The organism is Rathayibacter sp. AY1G1, assembly GCF_002932095.1.
Lineage (GTDB): Bacteria > Actinomycetota > Actinomycetes > Actinomycetales > Microbacteriaceae > Rathayibacter.
In genome coordinates, this window is record NZ_PSUZ01000002.1 from 186,512 (window position 1) to 201,846 (window position 15,335).

The following is a 15,335-nucleotide window of genomic DNA, read 5'->3' on the forward strand; positions in this document are numbered from 1 at the left end:
CTGTGCAGGAGGGCCCCTGCGGTGCAGGAGCGCCCCTGCGGTGCAGGAGCGCCCGTTTACTGCAGGAGCGCCCGTTTACTGCAGGAGACGCCCCGCCTCTTCGGGAAAGAGCGGGGCTTCTGCTCTCTCCGACCACAGCATCTTTCCCGCCGGCGCGAGGAGCGGACGGTGCCGGGAACGACGGAACCCCCCGCCTCTCCGAGGAGAGACGAGGGGTTCCGATCAGTGTGTCCGAGGGGGGACTTGAACCCCCACGCCCTATACGGGCACTAGCACCTCAAGCTAGCGCGTCTGCCATTTCCGCCACCCGGACGAGTGTTTCCTTCGACCTGCGTTTCCGCGGCCGAAGAAGACATTAGCACGGTTCCGGGGCCTCTCACGCCACCTCCCGGCCCACCGTCCTCCGCGCGCCGTCGAGCCCGCGCCGGTACCGTTGCCCGCATGTCCGACAGCATCGACAGCGCGCCCGTGACCGACAGCACCCTCGACGAGACGGCGCTCATCGCGCGCGATCTCATCCGCTTCGACACCAGCAACTACGGCGACGGGAAGGCGGAGCCGGAGCGCCCGGCCGCGGAGTACGTCGCGGCGAAGCTGCGCGACCTCGGCCTCGAGCCCGAGCTGATCGACTCCGACCCGGGACGCACGAGCGTCGTGGCGCGGGTCGCCGGGGAGGACCGCGAGCGCGGCGCCCTCGTCGTCCACGGGCACCTCGACGTGGTGCCCGCCATCGCCGACAACTGGAGCGTCGACCCGTTCGGCGGCGAGATCAAGGACGGCATGCTCTGGGGCCGCGGCGCGGTCGACATGAAGAACATGGACGCGATGATCCTCGCCTCGCTCGGCGACATCCTCCGTGAGGGGAGGCGCCCCTCCCGCGACCTCGTCATCGCCTTCTTCGCCGACGAGGAGGCGGGCGGTGTGCGGGGATCGGGATTCCTGGCCCGTGAGCGGCCCGAGCTGTTCGCCGGAGCGACCGAGGCGATCAGCGAGGTCGGCGGCTACTCGATCGAGCTGGCCGGCAAGCGGGCCTATCTCGTGCAGACGGGCGAGAAGGCGCTGATGTGGCTGACCCTCCGCGCGCACGGCACGGCGGGGCACGGCTCGCAGATCAACTCCGAGAACGCCGTCACCCGGCTGGCGCAGGCGATCGCCCGCATCGGAAGCGAGGAGTGGCCCACCCGCCTCACCGACACCACGCGCGAGCTGCTCGACGAGGTCGCCCGCCTGCTCGGCCACGACCCTCAGCGCAGCACTCCGGAGGAGCTGGCACTCGCCACCGGCACCGCCTCGCGCTTCATCGCCGCGACGCTGCGCACCACCGCCAATCCGTCGATGCTGTCGGCCGGCTACAAGGCCAACGTCATCCCGGACACCGCGGACGCCACCATCGACGTGCGCGTCCTCCCCGGCGAGGAGGACGCGGTGCTCGAGCGGCTGAAGGTCCTCGCGGGCGAGCACGTCGAGATCCTCGTCCAGCACCGCGACATCGGACTCGAGGTGCCCTTCGCCGGCCCCCTCGTCGAGAGCATGGCCGCCTCGATCCGCCGGTTCGATCCGGGCGCCGAGGTCCTCCCGTACCTGCTCTCCGGAGGCACCGACAACAAGGCGCTCTCGACGCTCGGCATCACCGGATACGGGTTCGCGCCGCTCCAGCTGCCGTCGTCCCTGGACTTCCCGGCGCTGTTCCACGGGGTCGACGAGCGCGTTCCACTGGACGCACTAGTGTTTGGCAGGAAGGTCCTGACCGATCTCCTGCTGAGCTCCTGACGGCGCCGCGGACCGGGTCAGCACCGACCGATCCCGACCGACTGCTGGCCGACGACGCCCCAGCCCTCCTCGAAAGTGACGCATGGGCCTGCTCGACGCGCTGATCCTGGGACTCGTCCAGGGTCTGACCGAATTCCTCCCCATCTCCTCCAGCGCCCACCTCCGGATCGTCAGCGAGCTGCTGCCCGGTCTCGGCGGCCGCGACACCGGAGCCGCTTTCACCGCGATCACGCAGCTGGGCACCGAGACCGCCGTCATCATCTACTTCTGGCGCGACATCGTGCGGATCGTGTCGCACTGGGCGCGCTCCCTCGTCGGCCGGATCCCGCGCTCGGACCCGGACGCCCGCATGGGCTGGCTCATCATCCTGGGCAGCCTTCCGATCATCGTCCTCGGCCTCGTCTTCCAGGACGCGATCGAGACGACCCTCCGCTCTCTGTGGGTGGTGGCCACCACCCTCATCCTCTTCGGCATCCTGCTCGGCATCGCCGACGCGGTCGGCGCGAAGAAGCGCCGCCTGCGCGACCTGGGCGTCCGCGACGGCCTGATCTTCGGAGGCGCGCAGGCACTCGCCCTGATCCCCGGCGTCTCGCGCTCGGGAGGCACCATCACCGCGGGCCTCTTCCTCGGCTACGAGCGCAAGGCGGCGGCGCGCTACTCCTTCCTCCTCGCGATCCCCGCGGTGTTCGGCAGCGGTCTCTACCAGCTGTACAAGAGCATCAGCGACCCGGTCGTGCTCCCGAACCAGGTCCAGGTCGGCGGGCTCGAGACTCTCGTGGCGACCATCGTCGCGTTCGTGGTCGGCTTCGTCGTGATCGCGTTCTTCATGAGCTACATCTCCCGCCGCAGCTTCCTCCCGTTCGTCGTGTACCGCATCGTCCTCGGCGTCGTCCTCATGGTCGCGCTCGCCACCGGCCTGATCGCCGCCTAGATGCGCGCCTGGACCGCCGCCGACGTCCCCGCCCTGCCCGGCCGGGGGAGCGCACCGCGCCTGCACGACACCGCGACCGCCGGCCCCGTCGAGCTCGACGCGCCCAGCGGAGTCGCGAGCCTCTACGTCTGCGGCATCACGCCCTACGACGCCACCCACCTCGGGCACGCGTCGACCTACCTCGCCTTCGACACGGTCCAGCGCGTCTGGCTCGACGCGGGCTACACGGTCGAGTACGCCCAGAACGTGACCGACGTCGATGACCCGCTGCTCGAGCGTGCGACGGCCACCGGTGTCGACTGGCGCGACCTCGCCGAGGAGCAGGTCGAGCTGTTCCGCGGCGACATGGCCGCCCTGCGCGTCCTGCCTCCGCAGCACTACGTCGGAGTCACCGAGACCGTGGATCCCATCGCGGAGGCGGTCGCCCGCCTGGAGCGCGACGGCGTCGCCTACCGCGTCGCTGCTCCGGACGCGGCGGAGGAGGGCGCGAGCGACCTCTACTACGACATCGCCGCGGCCGAGAGCGCCGTCTGGCACCTGGGCAGCGAGAGCCGGCTCGACGCGGAGTCGATGGCCCGCTTCTCGGCGCTGCGCGGGGGCGACCCGGAGCGCGCCGGCAAGCGCGACCCCCTCGATCCGCTGCTCTGGCGGGCCGAGCGCGCCGGCGAGCCCGCCTGGGACGCCGAGGTCGGCCGCGGCCGTCCGGGCTGGCACATCGAGTGCTCGGTGATCGCCCTCGACCGGCTCGGACCCGAGTTCACCCTGCAGGGCGGCGGGAGCGACCTGGTCTTCCCGCACCACGAGTTCAGCGCCGGCCACGCCGCGTCGCTGTCCGGCCGTCCTCTGGCCCGCGCCTACGCGCACGCCGGGATGGTCGCCTACCAGGGCGAGAAGATGAGCAAGTCGCTCGGGAACCTGGTGCTGGTCTCACGTCTGCGGAGCGAGGGCGCGGACCCGCGGGCGATCCGCCTCGCGCTCCTCGCGCACCACTACCGCTCCGACTGGGAGTGGCTGCCCGAGGACCTGCCGTCGGCCGAGGCGCGCCTGGCGCGCTGGGAGGCGGCCCTCGCCGCCGTCGGACCGCGCTCGGCGCTCGAGGTGCTGGCGCAGCTGCGCGAGGCGCTGGCCGACGACCTCGGCACTCCGGCCGCCCTCGCCGTCGTCGACGCCGCACTGACCGAGGGCGTGGACGACCCGTCGCTCCTGCGCGACGCGGTCGACGCCCTGCTCGGGGTGCGCCCGGCCTGAACCCCGTCAGGCTCGAGTCCCGTAAGGCTCGAGTCCCGTCGTGGGCGAGTCCCGTCAGGGCGGCCGGGAGCGGTCCCGTGATCGACGACCGTCTCGGACGAGCGGGCGCCGGCGGAGGCTACGGGCGCCAGGGCTCCTCGCCGGAGCGGCCGTCGCCGCGGCGGCGCAGGTAGCGCTCGAACTCCTGGGCGATCGCCTCGCCGCTCGCCTCGGGCGAGTCGACGGTGTCGCGCGCCTGCTCGAGCTGGGCGATGTACGACGCCATCTCCTCGTCCTCGGCGGCGAGGGCGTCGATGCCGCGCTCCCACTCCTCCGCCTCCTCGACGAGGTCGCCGCGGGGGATCGCCAGGCCGACGACCTCCTCGAGCTTCTCGAGCAGCGCCAGCATCGCCTTGGGCGAGGGCGCGTTGTGCACGTAGTGCGGGACGGAGGCCCAGATCGAGACGGCGGGGATGCCGACCTTCTGTGCGGCCTCGCCGATCACGCTGAGGATGCCGACCGGCCCCTCGTAGCTGGAGCGCTCGAGCTCGAACGAGCTCCGCAGCTCCGCGTTCTCGCTCGAGGCGAAGATGGAGATCGGCCGGGTGTGCGGGACGTCGGCGAGCATCGCGCCGAGGAAGACGACGGCGGAGATGTCTATCGCGAGCATGGCGTCGACGACCTCGGCCGCGAAGCTCTTCCAGCTGCGCGAGGGCTCGGTGCCGATCATGAGGTACAGCGCGCTCTCGGCGTCGACCGAGGTGTCGGCCGGGCCGAAGATCTGGGTGCCGGGCCAGGCGAGGCTGCGGCGGCCGTCCTCGCCGATCGAGAGCATGGGGCGGGTGTACTGGAAGTCGTAGTACTGCTCGGCGTCGACGGCGAAGAGGGGCACGTACTCCCCGGCGTCCTTGACCAGCCGCAGCGCGCCGCTGGCGGCGTCCCCGGCGTCGTTCCAGCCCTCGAAGGCCACGACCAGGACGTTCCCCGTGATCACGTTCATAGGCAGGATCTCCGCGTTCGGCTCGATGTGCGGGGAGCGCACACCGCGCCTGTCCCTCCGTCCAGGATAGGACCGCCCCCGGCCGCGCCCGTCCCGTCCGGCGGGATCGGCCGCGCTGTTCGCTCTCGGCCCGCGGCCGGGGAGGGGCGCGGCCCTGCCGGTACCATGGTCGCTCGTGACTCCCGAGACCTCCGCCCGGCCGCTGTCCTCCGAGCCGCTCGGAGGAGCGTCCGCCCCCGCCGCCGTCCTCTGGGACATGGACGGGACGCTCGTCGACACCGAGCCGTACTGGATGGCGTCGGAGCACGCGCTCGTCTCCTCCTTCGGCGGAGTGTGGACCCACGAGGACGCGATGGGACTCGTCGGCTCGGGCCTGCCCGCCGCCGCCCGCATCCTGCAGGGCAAGGGCGTCGACCTCTCCGTCGACGCGATCATCGACCGGATGACCGACGAGGTCGTCGACCAGCTGGCCGTGAGCATCCCGTGGCGACCGGGCGCGCTCGAGCTGCTGCACGCGGTGTCCGAGGCGGGTGTGCCGCAGGCGCTGGTCACGATGTCGATCTCGCGGATGGCCGCGGCCGTCGTGGACCGGATCCCGTTCCCCGCCTTCGCCGCCGTCGTCAGCGGCGACATGGTCGAGCGCAGCAAGCCCCACCCCGAGGCGTACCTCCTCGCCGCGAGCACCCTCGGTGTCGACATCACCGCATGCGTCGCGATCGAGGACTCCCTCACGGGCCTCGGCGCGGCCGTCGCCTCCGGAGCCGCGGCGATCGGCGTCCCGCACCAGCTGGAGCTGGATCCCGCCGCCCCCTACGCCCTCTGGCCCACTCTCGCGGGCCGCACCGTCGCGGACCTCGCGACGTTGTCCTCCGAGCACCGCGGCTCCGGCCCGGCCACGACCGAGACGGAGGCCCGCCGATGACCGGTGAGGCACTGCAGCATTCCGGACCCTTCCGCGCGGGGGACCGCGTCCAGCTGACGGGACCCAAGGGGCGGATGAACACCATCACGCTCGTTCCCGGCAAGGTGTTCCACACGCACCGGGGCGGCATCGAGCACGACACGGTGATCGGGCTGCCCGACGGCTCGGTGGTGACCAACACCGTCGGCGTCGAGCACCTCGCGCTGCGCCCTCTCCTCGCCGACTTCGTGATGTCGATGCCCCGCGGCGCGGCGATCGTGTACCCGAAGGACGCGGCCCAGATCCTCGCCCTCGCCGACGTCTTCCCCGGCGCCCGCGTGGTCGAGGCCGGTGTCGGCTCCGGCGCGCTCTCGCTCTGGCTGCTGCGGGCGGTGGGTCCGACCGGCCGGCTGTCGTCGTTCGAGCGGCGCGAGGAGTTCGCGGATGTCGCACGGGCGAACATCGAGACCTTCCTCGGCTACACGCCCGACAACTGGAGCGTCACCGTCGGCGACCTCGTCGAGGCGCTGCCCGGCACGGTCCCGTCCGGCGAGGCCGACCGCGTCGTGCTCGACATGCTCGCGCCCTGGGAGTGCCTCGACGTCGCCGCCGAGGCTCTCACGCCCGGGGGAGTGCTCCTCTGCTACGTGGCCACCGTCACGCAGCTCTCGCGGACGGCGGAGGCGATCCGCGCCTCGGGCCTGTTCACGAACCCGTCGTCGAACGAGACCATGGTCCGCGGCTGGCACGTCGAGGGCCTCGCGGTCCGGCCGGACCACCGGATGATCGGCCACACCGGCTTCCTCATCACCGCTCGCCGGCTCGCTCCGGACACCGTGCTCCCCGAGCTCAAGCGTCGCCCGTCGAAGACGGACTTCAGCGACGAGGACGTGGAGGCCTGGACCCCCGGCGCGCTCGGCGAGCGCGCCGTGAGCCCCAAGAGCCTGCGCAAGCGGGTCCGCGAGTCCGCCACCAGCGCCGAGCTCTCCCGGGCCCGCGGGTTCGGCGAGGAGACCGCGGAGCCCGACGACGAGGGCATCCTCTAAGCTGTTCCCGGCCTCCGGGCCGTCTCCACCCCGGGCGTCACCGCTCCCCTTCACTCGAATCGAGGACCCGTGCGCAGGACCACCGCGCTCATCGCCGGCATCGGCATCGTCGCCGCTCTCACCGGATGCACCGCGTCCTCCTCGCAGGCGGACTGCGACGCTCCGTTCTCCTCCGGCGACTCCTCGGCGGCGGTCAGCGCCACGGGCGACTTCGGAGCGAAGCCGGACGTCAGCGTCCCGACGCCGCTGAAGGCGGACGGCACGCAGGTCAGCACCCTCATCGAGGGCTCGGGCGCACCGCTCGAGAAGGGCCAGCTCGTCACCATCGACTACACCCTGGTCAACGGAGCGGACGGCACGGTCCTCGAGACCTCGCCCTACGACGGGTCGAGCACCGCCCGCTTCGGCGTCGGCGGAGCCGGGCTCGTCGGCCTGAACGAGGGCCTCCTCTGCACGCAGGTCGGCTCGCGCGTCGCCATCGCGATCGCCCCCGAGGACGGCTTCGGCCAGTCCTCGTCGCAGCTCGGCATCTCGGAGGACGACACGCTCGTGCTCGTCGCGGACGTCCGTGAGGCCTCGCTGGCCCGCGCGAACGGCGCCGCCCAGCCCGCGCCCGACGGCTTCCCGACGGTGACGCTCGGCGACGACGGACGCCCGGGGCTCGCGAAGCCCTCCGGTGACGCGCCGACCGACCTCCGCATCGCCCAGCTCAAGAAGGGCGACGGCGACGTCGTCGCCGAGGGCGACCAGGTCGTCGTGGCCTACACAGGCTGGCAGTGGAGCGACGGGAAGGTGTTCGACTCCAGCTGGGAGAAGGGCGCTCCCGCCGTCTTCACGGCCGCCGACGGCTCGACCACCCAGGGCGGAGTCATCGCCGGATTCGCCGACGCCCTCATCGGCCAGCCCGTCGGATCCCAGGTCATCGCGGTCATCCCGCCGGACCAGGGCTACGGCGACCAGGGCTCCCCTCAGGGCGGGATCCCCGGCGGCGCGACGCTGATCTTCGTCGCCGACATCCTCGGAAAGGTCTGACCGGGCCCGGCCCTAGACTGGAGGGCGTGCCTTCCGACGCCCCGTCCTCGAGCCGCGTCCCGGCCGAGGAGCGTCTGTTCAACCTCGTGCTCGCGCTCGTCGCGGCCGAGAACGGACTGACGAAGGCCGACGTCCTCTCCACGGTGCAGGGCTACCGGCAGCGGGTGGGCCGGGGCGACCGGACCTCGCTCGAGCGCCAGTTCGAGCGCGACAAGGACGACCTGCGCGAGCTGGGCATCCCGATCGAGACGGTCGACGCCCCGGGCGACCCGGGCAACACCCAGACCGTCCGGTACCGCATCGCGAAGCGCAGCTACGACCTCCCGGCCGACCTGACCTTCGACCCGGAGGAGCTCGCGCTGCTCCGCCTGGCCGGGGCGGTCTGGCGCGAGGGGACGCTCTCGGCGGAGTCGCGGCGCGCGCTGATCAAGCTGCGCTCGATCGGGGTCGAGTCCGTCGACCCCGTCATCGGCATCAGCCCCTCGATCCGGGTCCGCGAGGCCTCGTTCGAGCCGCTCAACGCTGCGCTCGACCGCGGCCAGGTCGTCCGCTTCCCCTATCTGAAGCCCGGCGGCGAGGAGCCGCGCGTGCGCACCGTGCAGCCCCGCGCCCTGGTGAACCACCAGGGGCGCTGGCACCTCCACGGCTGGGACGAGGGCGCCGAGGGCACGCGGACCTTCCTCCTGTCGCGGATCGTCGGGCCGGTCGCGTCCACCGGCCGCACCGCGCCTCTCGTGGAGGGGGACCACGCGGCGACCGCTCTCGCCCAGCTCGACGAGATCCTGCAGCGCAACAGCGCGCTCCTGCGCGTCGCCCCCGACTCCGACGCCGCCCTCCGTCTCGGCGGGCGTGCCGAGGCCGAGGGCGAGGGCCAGGGCCTGCTGCGCCTGCACTACACCGACCCGGACGTGCTCGCGGACGAGCTCGCCGGTCACGGTCCCGAGGTGCGGGTGCTCGAGCCGGAGGAGCTCCGCCGCCGCGTCCTCGACCGCCTCCGCCGCACCCTGGACGACCATGGAGGGGATCCCCGTGGCTAGACCCCGCTCCCTGCAGGCGCGCGACCGCCTGGCCGTCCTCCTCTCCCTCGTTCCCTACCTGCTCGACCGGGGCCGCGTCTCCGTCGCCGAGGTCGCCGCGCACTTCGAGATCCCGGAGGAGGAGGTGCGCCGCGCGGTGCGCCTCATCGCCGTCTCGGGCATCCCCGGCGAGACCGCGCAGTACCAGGCGAACGACCTCTTCGACATCGGCTGGGACGACTTCGAGGAGAACGACCACGTCGTCCTCACCCACCAGGTCGCGATCGACGACTCGCCGAGGTTCTCGGCGCGGGAGGCCGCCGCCCTCATCGCCGGCATGCAGTACCTCGCAGCGCTGCCCGAGAACCAGGGCAACGACCGGATCGCCTCGCTGATGGGGAAGCTCGCACGCGGCGCCTCCTCGGCCCCGAGCGCGGTCGCGGTCTCGCGCGGCACGGGCGCGGACAGCGCTGTGGCGCTCCTGCGGACAGCGATGGGCTCGGCGACGCAGGTCGCTTTCGACTACCGCAGCGCCCGCGGCGAGACCGAGTCCCGGCTCGTCGACCCCTTCGTGCTCGAATCGGTCGATCGGGACTGGTACCTGCGCGGATGGGACCACCTCCGCGAGGGCGTCAGGACGTTCCGGGTCGACAGGATGCGCTCCCTCCGCGACACGGGGACGCCGATCGTCCGGCGCCGCAACGAGGTGACCCTCTCGGAACGGCTCTTCGAGGCCTCCGCCTCCGATCTCGTCGTGGACCTGCGCGTCGCCCCCAGCGCCGTCGTGCTGCTGGGCGACTACGCGGCCGACGCCGAGTTCCCCGATCCCGTGCCGGGGGAGGAGGACCACGGTGTCCTCGTCCGTCTCCGCGTCGCCCATCTGGAGGGATTGACGCGCCTGGTGGCGTCGTTGGCGGGTCTCGTCACCGTGGTGGCACCCCCCGAGGCGCGCACCGCGGTCGCGCTCTGGGCGGCCTCCGCGCTCGCCGCGAACGAGGGGGAGTCGTCGTGACCTGGTGGTCGTGGATCCTGATCTGGCTCGGCCTCGCGCTGGGCGCTCTGGCGATGCTGGTCCTCTTCGCCCTCTCCTACTGGCGCAAGGGGAAGGTGCTCCTCGGACAGCTGTCCGAGGTCACCGCGAAACTCGAGACACTGAGTCCTGGAATGACGGACGACCTGCCGCCCCGGCCGTCCTCGTCGCTGTTCGCCGATCGCGACGACGTGAGGCGTGCGCACGAGGGCCGGCGTGACGCACGTCGCGACAGGATCGATCTCCGCCGGTCAGAACGGGTCGAACAGGGTAAGCTCCTCGTACACCGCAACCGACAAGTGAAGTGAGTCTGCAATGTTCGCTGGCCTCCAGGGGTGGCACCTCCTCATCATCCTCGCCGTGATCCTCCTCCTGTTCGGTGCGCCCAAGCTCCCGCAGCTGGCCCGCAGTGTCGGGCAGTCGATGCGGATCTTCAAGAGCGAGGTCAAGACCATGAAGGACGAGGACGGCACCGAGCGCCGTGAGTCGACCGAGGGGACCACCGGCACCGTCGCCGGATCCACCGGCACGACCACCGGCACCGGCACCACCACGCCGCCCGAGTCCCCGCTCAAGTAATGACGTCCGTGGCACCGAAGAAGCCACGGACGAAGCGGACGAAGAACCCCGACGGGCGCATGTCGCTCGGGGCGCACCTCGTCGAGCTTCGCAACAGGCTCTTCAAGTCGGCGATCGCGATCGTCATCGCGTGCGTCGCGGGGTGGTTCGTCTCGGAGTGGGTCTTCGAGGCCCTCAAGGCTCCGATCTCCGAGGTGGCCTCCACCCAGGGCAAGGAGGCGATCCTCAACTTCCCGACGATCGCCGGTGCCTTCGACCTGCGGCTGCAGATCGCCATCACGGTGGGCATCGTCCTGGCAAGCCCGGTCTGGCTGTACCAGATCTGGGCGTTCCTCGTCCCGGGCCTGACCCGCAAGGAGATGCGGTACGGCCTCGGCTTCATCCTCACCGCCATCCCGCTGTTCTTCGCGGGCTGCGCGGCCGGCTGGTTCGTGTTCCCGCACATCGTGGAGCTCCTGACGAGCTTCACCGGCAGCAACGCGGCGAGCTTCCTCGACGCCAAGATCTACTACGAGTTCGTTCTCAAGCTCGTGCTGGTCGTCGGCATCGCCTTCGTGCTGCCCGTCTTCCTGGTGCTCCTCAACTTCCTCGGCATCCTCCCCGGCATGCTGATCCTCAAGTCGTGGCGCATCGCGATCATGGCGATCGTGCTCTTCACGGCGATCGCGACCCCCGCGGCCGACCCGATCTCGATGTTCCTCCTGGCCATCCCGATCATCTTCCTGTTCTTCCTCGCCTGCGGGATCGCGATCCTGCACGACCGGCGCGCCGCCAAGCGCCAGCTGGTGTTCGACGGCAGCCCCTCCGACCTGCCCGCGTGACCGGACCGTCTCCCGCCGAGCGGTTCGCCGCGTTCCGGACGCGCCAGGGCCACGCGAGGGTCGAGGCGTTCCGCTCGACCCTCGCGTTCGACTTCGACCCCTTCCAGTACGAGGCCTGCAGCGCGCTCGACGACGGCCACAGCGTCCTCGTCGCCGCGCCCACCGGCGCCGGCAAGACCGCGGTGGCCGAGTTCGCGATCCACCTGGCCATGCAGGACCCGACGGCCAAGGTCTTCTACACGACGCCGATGAAGGCGCTGAGCAACCAGAAGTTCCAGGAGTTCGTCGAGGACTACGGAGCCTCCGAGGTCGGCCTGCTGACCGGCGACTCGAACGTCAACGCGCGCGCCCGCATCGTCGTGATGACGACCGAGGTGCTGCGCAACATGCTGTACGCCGACTCGGACCTCCTGCGCGACCTCGCCTACGTCGTGATGGACGAGGTGCACTACCTCGCCGACCGCTTCCGCGGCGCCGTCTGGGAGGAGGTCATCATCCACCTCCCGCAGCGCGTGCGGCTGGTCTCGCTCAGCGCGACCGTGTCGAACGCCGAGGAGTTCGGCGACTGGCTCCAGACCGTCCGGGGCGAGACCGAGGTCATCGTCTCCGAGGAGCGGCCCGTCCCGCTCGACCAGCACGTCATGGTGGGCGGCAAGCTGGTCGATCTCTTCGACTCCTCCGGTCGGGCGGCGACGAACCGGGTGAACCCCGAGCTCGCCCGCATGGCCCAGGGCGGCTCCCGGGTCGAGCGCGGCGGCAGGGGCGGCCGCAACGGCCGAGGCGGTCGCGGCCGCTACCCGGAGCAGCGCACCGAGGAGCTCGTGCTGCGCGCGGAGGTCGTCGAGATCCTCCGCGGCAAGAACCTCCTCCCCGCGATCTTCTTCGTCTTCAGCCGTGCGGGCTGCGACCAGGCCGTGCGCCAGGTGCTGCGGTCGGGCGTGCGCCTCACCGAGCGCCACGAGCGCGACGAGATCCGCGCGATCGTCGAGGAGCGGTGCCGGACGATCCGCGACGAGGACCTCGCGGTGCTCGGCTACTGGGAGTGGCTCGACGGACTCCAGCGGGGCGTCGCCGCGCACCACGCCGGGATGCTCCCCGCCTTCAAGGAGGTCGTCGAGGAGCTGTTCCTGCGCCGGCTCGTGCGCGTGGTCTTCGCGACCGAGACGCTCGCGCTCGGCATCAACATGCCGGCCCGCACGGTCGTCCTCGAGAAGCTCGAGAAGTTCAACGGCGAGGCGCGCGTCCCGATCACACCGGGGGAGTACACCCAGCTCACCGGCCGGGCGGGCCGACGCGGCATCGACGTCGAGGGCCACTCGGTGATCCAGTGGCGCGGCGGGATGGACCCTCAGGCGGTCGCGTCCCTCGCCTCCCGGCGGACCTACCCGCTCAACTCCAGCTTCCGCCCCAGCTACAACATGGCCGCGAACCTGATCGAGCAGTTCGGGCGGGTGCGCACGCGCGAGATCCTCGAGTCGTCGTTCGCGCAGTTCCAGGCCGACCGGTCCGTCGTCGATCTCGCCCGCCGGGTCCGCCAGCAGGAGGAGTCGATGGCGGGCTACGTCACGGCGATGCAGTGCCACCTGGGCGACTTCGAGCAGTACGCGGCGATCCGCCGTGAGATCGGCGACCTCGAGCGCCGGGGCGCGGTGCGCGGCGAGTCGGCCTCCCACGCCGAGCGCGAGAAGCGCCAGGGACAGCTCACGAGCCTGCGGCGTCGGATGAAGGCGCACCCGTGCCACGCCTGCTCCGACCGCGAGCAGCACGCGCGCTGGGCCGAGCGCTGGTGGAAGCTGCGCCGCGAGACCGACGAGATCGAGCGCCAGATCCGCTCGCGCACCGGCGCCGTCGCCCGCATCTTCGACCACATCACGGACGTGCTGCTCGAGCTCGGCTACTTCCGCCGGGACGAGGTCGGCGAGCTCTCGCTGACGCCCAACGGTCGCACGCTCCGCCGGATCTACGGGGAGCGGGACCTGCTCGTCGCCGAGTGCCTCCGGAAGCAGGCGTGGACGGAGCTCGATCCGGCCGGCCTCGCGGCGATGGCGTGCTGCCTGGTCTTCGAGCCGCGACGCGAGGAGGGGACGCTCGGCGAGCAGTTCCTGCCCCGCGGCGCGTTCCCCGAGGCGCTGGAGAGGACCCAGCTTCTATGGGCCCGGCTCGACGACGTCGAGCGGGAGCACCGCCTGCCGGGCAGCAACCCGATCTCGACGAGCCTGGCGCTGTCGATGAACATGTGGGCCAAGGGCATGCCGCTCGACATGGTGCTCCGCGAGTCCGACATGGCCGCCGGCGACTTCGTGCGCTGGGCGAAGCAGACCATCGACCTCCTCGACCAGCTCTCCGTCGTCGCCGAGGGCAAGGTCGGCCGCGCGGCCCGGACCGCCCTCGACCTGGTCCGCCGCGGCATCGTCGCGTACTCGACGGTCGCATGACGCCGATCGCTCCTCCGCCCGACGGGCGGACCGTTCCGCTGTGGGTGGCGCTGCCCCTCGCCGCCCTCGGCGGCGCCGTGCTCGACCGCGGCTTCCCCGACTCCGACGTCTGGCCGCTGGCGATCGTGGGCGCCGCGGCGATCCTGTTCGCGCTGGGGGGGCGCGGCTTCTGGAGCGGAAGCCTCGTCGGCCTCGTCGGCGGAGCGGTCTTCTGGGGCGTCCACATCGAGTGGCTGACCCTCTACCTCGGCCCGGTCCCGTGGGCGGCCCTCGCCGGCCTGCAGGCGATCTTCTTCGCGCTCTCCGCGGGGCTGATGGCGGTCGTCTCCACGCGCGGCCACCGCGTCTGGACGGGACCGCTCGGCCGGATGGTCGGCCTCCCCGCCCTCCTGGCGGCGCTCTGGATCGGGCGCGAGTCGATCACCAGCGTCTGGCCCTACGGCGGCTTCGCCTGGGGCCGCCTCGCGATCTCGCAGTCCCTCGGCCCGCTCGCCGGTCTCGCGGCGTGGATCGGCTTCGCCGGCCTCGGCTTCGTGGTGGCGTTCCTCGCGGCCGTGCTCGCGCAGGCCGTCCGCGAGATGTCCGTCCCGGCCTTCTCTCGCGTCAGCGCTCTCGCGGGCTTCGCGATCGTGGCGCTGGTGTTCCCCGCCTGGCCGGCACCGACGGAGGGCACGACCCGGATCGCCGCCGTCCAGGGCGACTCCGATGCGGGCCTGTTCTCGCAGAGCTACCGCGGGCAGATCCTCGAGGACCACACCTCGGCGACGCTGCCGATCCTCGATCAGGACGTCGACATGGTGGTGTGGCCCGAGAACGGCGTCGACATCGATCCGACCCGGAACGCCCAGTCGGCCGCCGTCCTCGACTACCTCAGCCGGACGATGGACGCGCCGTTCGTCGTGGGCACGATCACGAACCCCTCGGACGACGTCTTCTACAACAGCTCGCTGCTCTGGAAGGCGGGGGAGGGGGCGACGCAGGTCTACGACAAGGTGCATCCCGTCCCGTTCGCCGAGTACATGCCGGACCGCGCGTTCTGGCGGATGTTCGCTCCGGACCTGGTCGACCTGGTGAGCCGGGACTACTCGATCGGCACCCGTCCCAACGTCTTCGACGTGAACGGCGTCCTCGCAGGCATCGCGATCTGCTTCGACATCTCGGACGACGCGCTGACGAACGCGATGGTCGACGGGGGAGCCCAGGTCATCCTCGGGCAGACCAACAACGCCGACTTCGGCCGGACGGACGAGAGCGTCCAGCAGCTCGCCATCGCTCGCCTGCGGGCCATCGAGACCGGGCGCAGCGTGGTCAACATCTCGACCGTCGGGACGAGTGCGATCATCGGGCCGGACGGCGCGACGATCGACTCCCTGACATGGTTCGAGCCGGGTGCCATGGTGGACGAGGTCCCCCTCAGCTCCACCACGACCCCGGCTCTGGTGTGGGCGCGAGACCTCGGCTGGTACTTCCTGGCCGCCGGTCTCATCGGCATGGTCTCGTTCGTCCTCAGGACCCGCGAGCCGCGACGCCGTTCCCGCTGACCGGCG

At 71.7% G+C, this 15,335-nt stretch carries 14 protein-coding genes and 1 tRNA gene; 13 read left to right on the plus strand and 2 right to left on the minus strand.

From position 1 onward, the window contains the following. Positions 1 to 228 precede the first annotated feature (228 nt). Positions 229 to 313, minus strand: a tRNA-Leu gene (locus C5C36_RS02105). Positions 314 to 441: 128 nt separating this feature from the next. On the opposite strand from C5C36_RS02105, the gene C5C36_RS02110 reads away from it, so the two are divergent. The 3 genes from C5C36_RS02110 to mshC all read left to right on the plus strand — a co-directional run bounded on the left by C5C36_RS02110 (position 442) and on the right by mshC (position 3,949). After that, on the plus strand, positions 442 to 1,770 hold the full coding sequence (locus C5C36_RS02110) for a M20/M25/M40 family metallo-hydrolase (RefSeq protein ID WP_181068004.1): 1,329 nt from the start codon (positions 442 to 444) through the stop codon (positions 1,768 to 1,770). Positions 1,771 to 1,852: 82 nt separating this feature from the next. Further along, positions 1,853 to 2,701: an undecaprenyl-diphosphate phosphatase gene (locus C5C36_RS02115; RefSeq protein WP_104222008.1), complete on the plus strand. Its 849-nt coding sequence runs from the start codon at positions 1,853 to 1,855 to the stop codon at positions 2,699 to 2,701. Continuing rightward, positions 2,702 to 3,949, plus strand: a complete 1,248-nt coding sequence (gene mshC / locus C5C36_RS02120) for a cysteine--1-D-myo-inosityl 2-amino-2-deoxy-alpha-D-glucopyranoside ligase (protein ID WP_104225264.1) — start codon at positions 2,702 to 2,704, stop codon at positions 3,947 to 3,949. A 118-nt stretch (positions 3,950 to 4,067) separates the two neighbouring features. Here the strand turns inward: mshC and C5C36_RS02125 are convergent, their stop codons facing one another. Next, positions 4,068 to 4,928 carry a proteasome assembly chaperone family protein gene (locus tag C5C36_RS02125; RefSeq protein ID WP_104222142.1) on the minus strand — a complete coding sequence of 287 codons (861 nt, stop codon included), beginning with the start codon at positions 4,926 to 4,928 and terminating at the stop codon, positions 4,068 to 4,070. A 175-nt stretch (positions 4,929 to 5,103) separates the two neighbouring features. Here C5C36_RS02125 and C5C36_RS02130 point away from each other — a divergent pair, with 175 nt between their 5' ends. The 10 genes from C5C36_RS02130 (at position 5,104) to lnt (ending at position 15,329) form a co-directional block, all read left to right on the plus strand. After that, a complete protein-coding gene (locus C5C36_RS02130; protein WP_258064119.1) occupies positions 5,104 to 5,850 on the plus strand; it encodes an HAD family phosphatase in 747 nt (248 codons plus the stop codon). Next, positions 5,847 to 6,875 carry a tRNA (adenine-N1)-methyltransferase gene (locus C5C36_RS02135; RefSeq protein WP_104222012.1) on the plus strand — a complete coding sequence of 343 codons (1,029 nt, stop codon included), beginning with the start codon at positions 5,847 to 5,849 and terminating at the stop codon, positions 6,873 to 6,875. The genes C5C36_RS02130 and C5C36_RS02135 overlap by 4 nt, the downstream gene beginning before the upstream one ends. 69 nt (positions 6,876 to 6,944) lie before the next feature. After that, the gene (locus C5C36_RS02140; protein WP_104222014.1) at positions 6,945 to 7,907 is read left to right on the plus strand and encodes an FKBP-type peptidyl-prolyl cis-trans isomerase; all 963 of its coding nucleotides are present in this window, start codon (positions 6,945 to 6,947) and stop codon (positions 7,905 to 7,907) included. A gap of 26 nt (positions 7,908 to 7,933) precedes the next feature. Continuing rightward, on the plus strand, positions 7,934 to 8,944 hold the full coding sequence (locus tag C5C36_RS02145) for a YafY family protein (RefSeq protein ID WP_104222016.1): 1,011 nt from the start codon (positions 7,934 to 7,936) through the stop codon (positions 8,942 to 8,944). Beyond that, positions 8,937 to 9,935 (plus strand): YafY family protein, encoded by a 999-nt coding sequence (locus C5C36_RS02150; RefSeq protein ID WP_258072160.1) that lies wholly within the window; start codon positions 8,937 to 8,939, stop codon positions 9,933 to 9,935. Before C5C36_RS02145 ends, C5C36_RS02150 begins: the two co-directional genes overlap by 8 nt. Then, positions 9,932 to 10,261 (plus strand): hypothetical protein, encoded by a 330-nt coding sequence (locus tag C5C36_RS02155; RefSeq protein WP_104222020.1) that lies wholly within the window; start codon positions 9,932 to 9,934, stop codon positions 10,259 to 10,261. The genes C5C36_RS02150 and C5C36_RS02155 overlap by 4 nt, the downstream gene beginning before the upstream one ends. Before the next feature lie 7 nt (positions 10,262 to 10,268). Beyond that, the gene (gene tatA, locus C5C36_RS02160) at positions 10,269 to 10,532 is read left to right on the plus strand and encodes a Sec-independent protein translocase subunit TatA (RefSeq protein WP_104222022.1); all 264 of its coding nucleotides are present in this window, start codon (positions 10,269 to 10,271) and stop codon (positions 10,530 to 10,532) included. Beyond that, on the plus strand, positions 10,532 to 11,353 hold the full coding sequence (tatC, locus tag C5C36_RS02165) for a twin-arginine translocase subunit TatC (RefSeq protein ID WP_374952911.1): 822 nt from the start codon (positions 10,532 to 10,534) through the stop codon (positions 11,351 to 11,353). The genes tatA and tatC overlap by 1 nt, the downstream gene beginning before the upstream one ends. Next, complete coding sequence (locus C5C36_RS02170) at positions 11,350 to 13,788, plus strand: RNA helicase (protein ID WP_104309142.1); 2,439 nt, start codon at positions 11,350 to 11,352, stop codon at positions 13,786 to 13,788. The genes tatC and C5C36_RS02170 overlap by 4 nt, the downstream gene beginning before the upstream one ends. Beyond that, complete coding sequence (lnt, locus tag C5C36_RS02175) at positions 13,785 to 15,329, plus strand: apolipoprotein N-acyltransferase (protein ID WP_104309143.1); 1,545 nt, start codon at positions 13,785 to 13,787, stop codon at positions 15,327 to 15,329. The genes C5C36_RS02170 and lnt overlap by 4 nt, the downstream gene beginning before the upstream one ends. Positions 15,330 to 15,335: the final 6 nt, after the last annotated feature.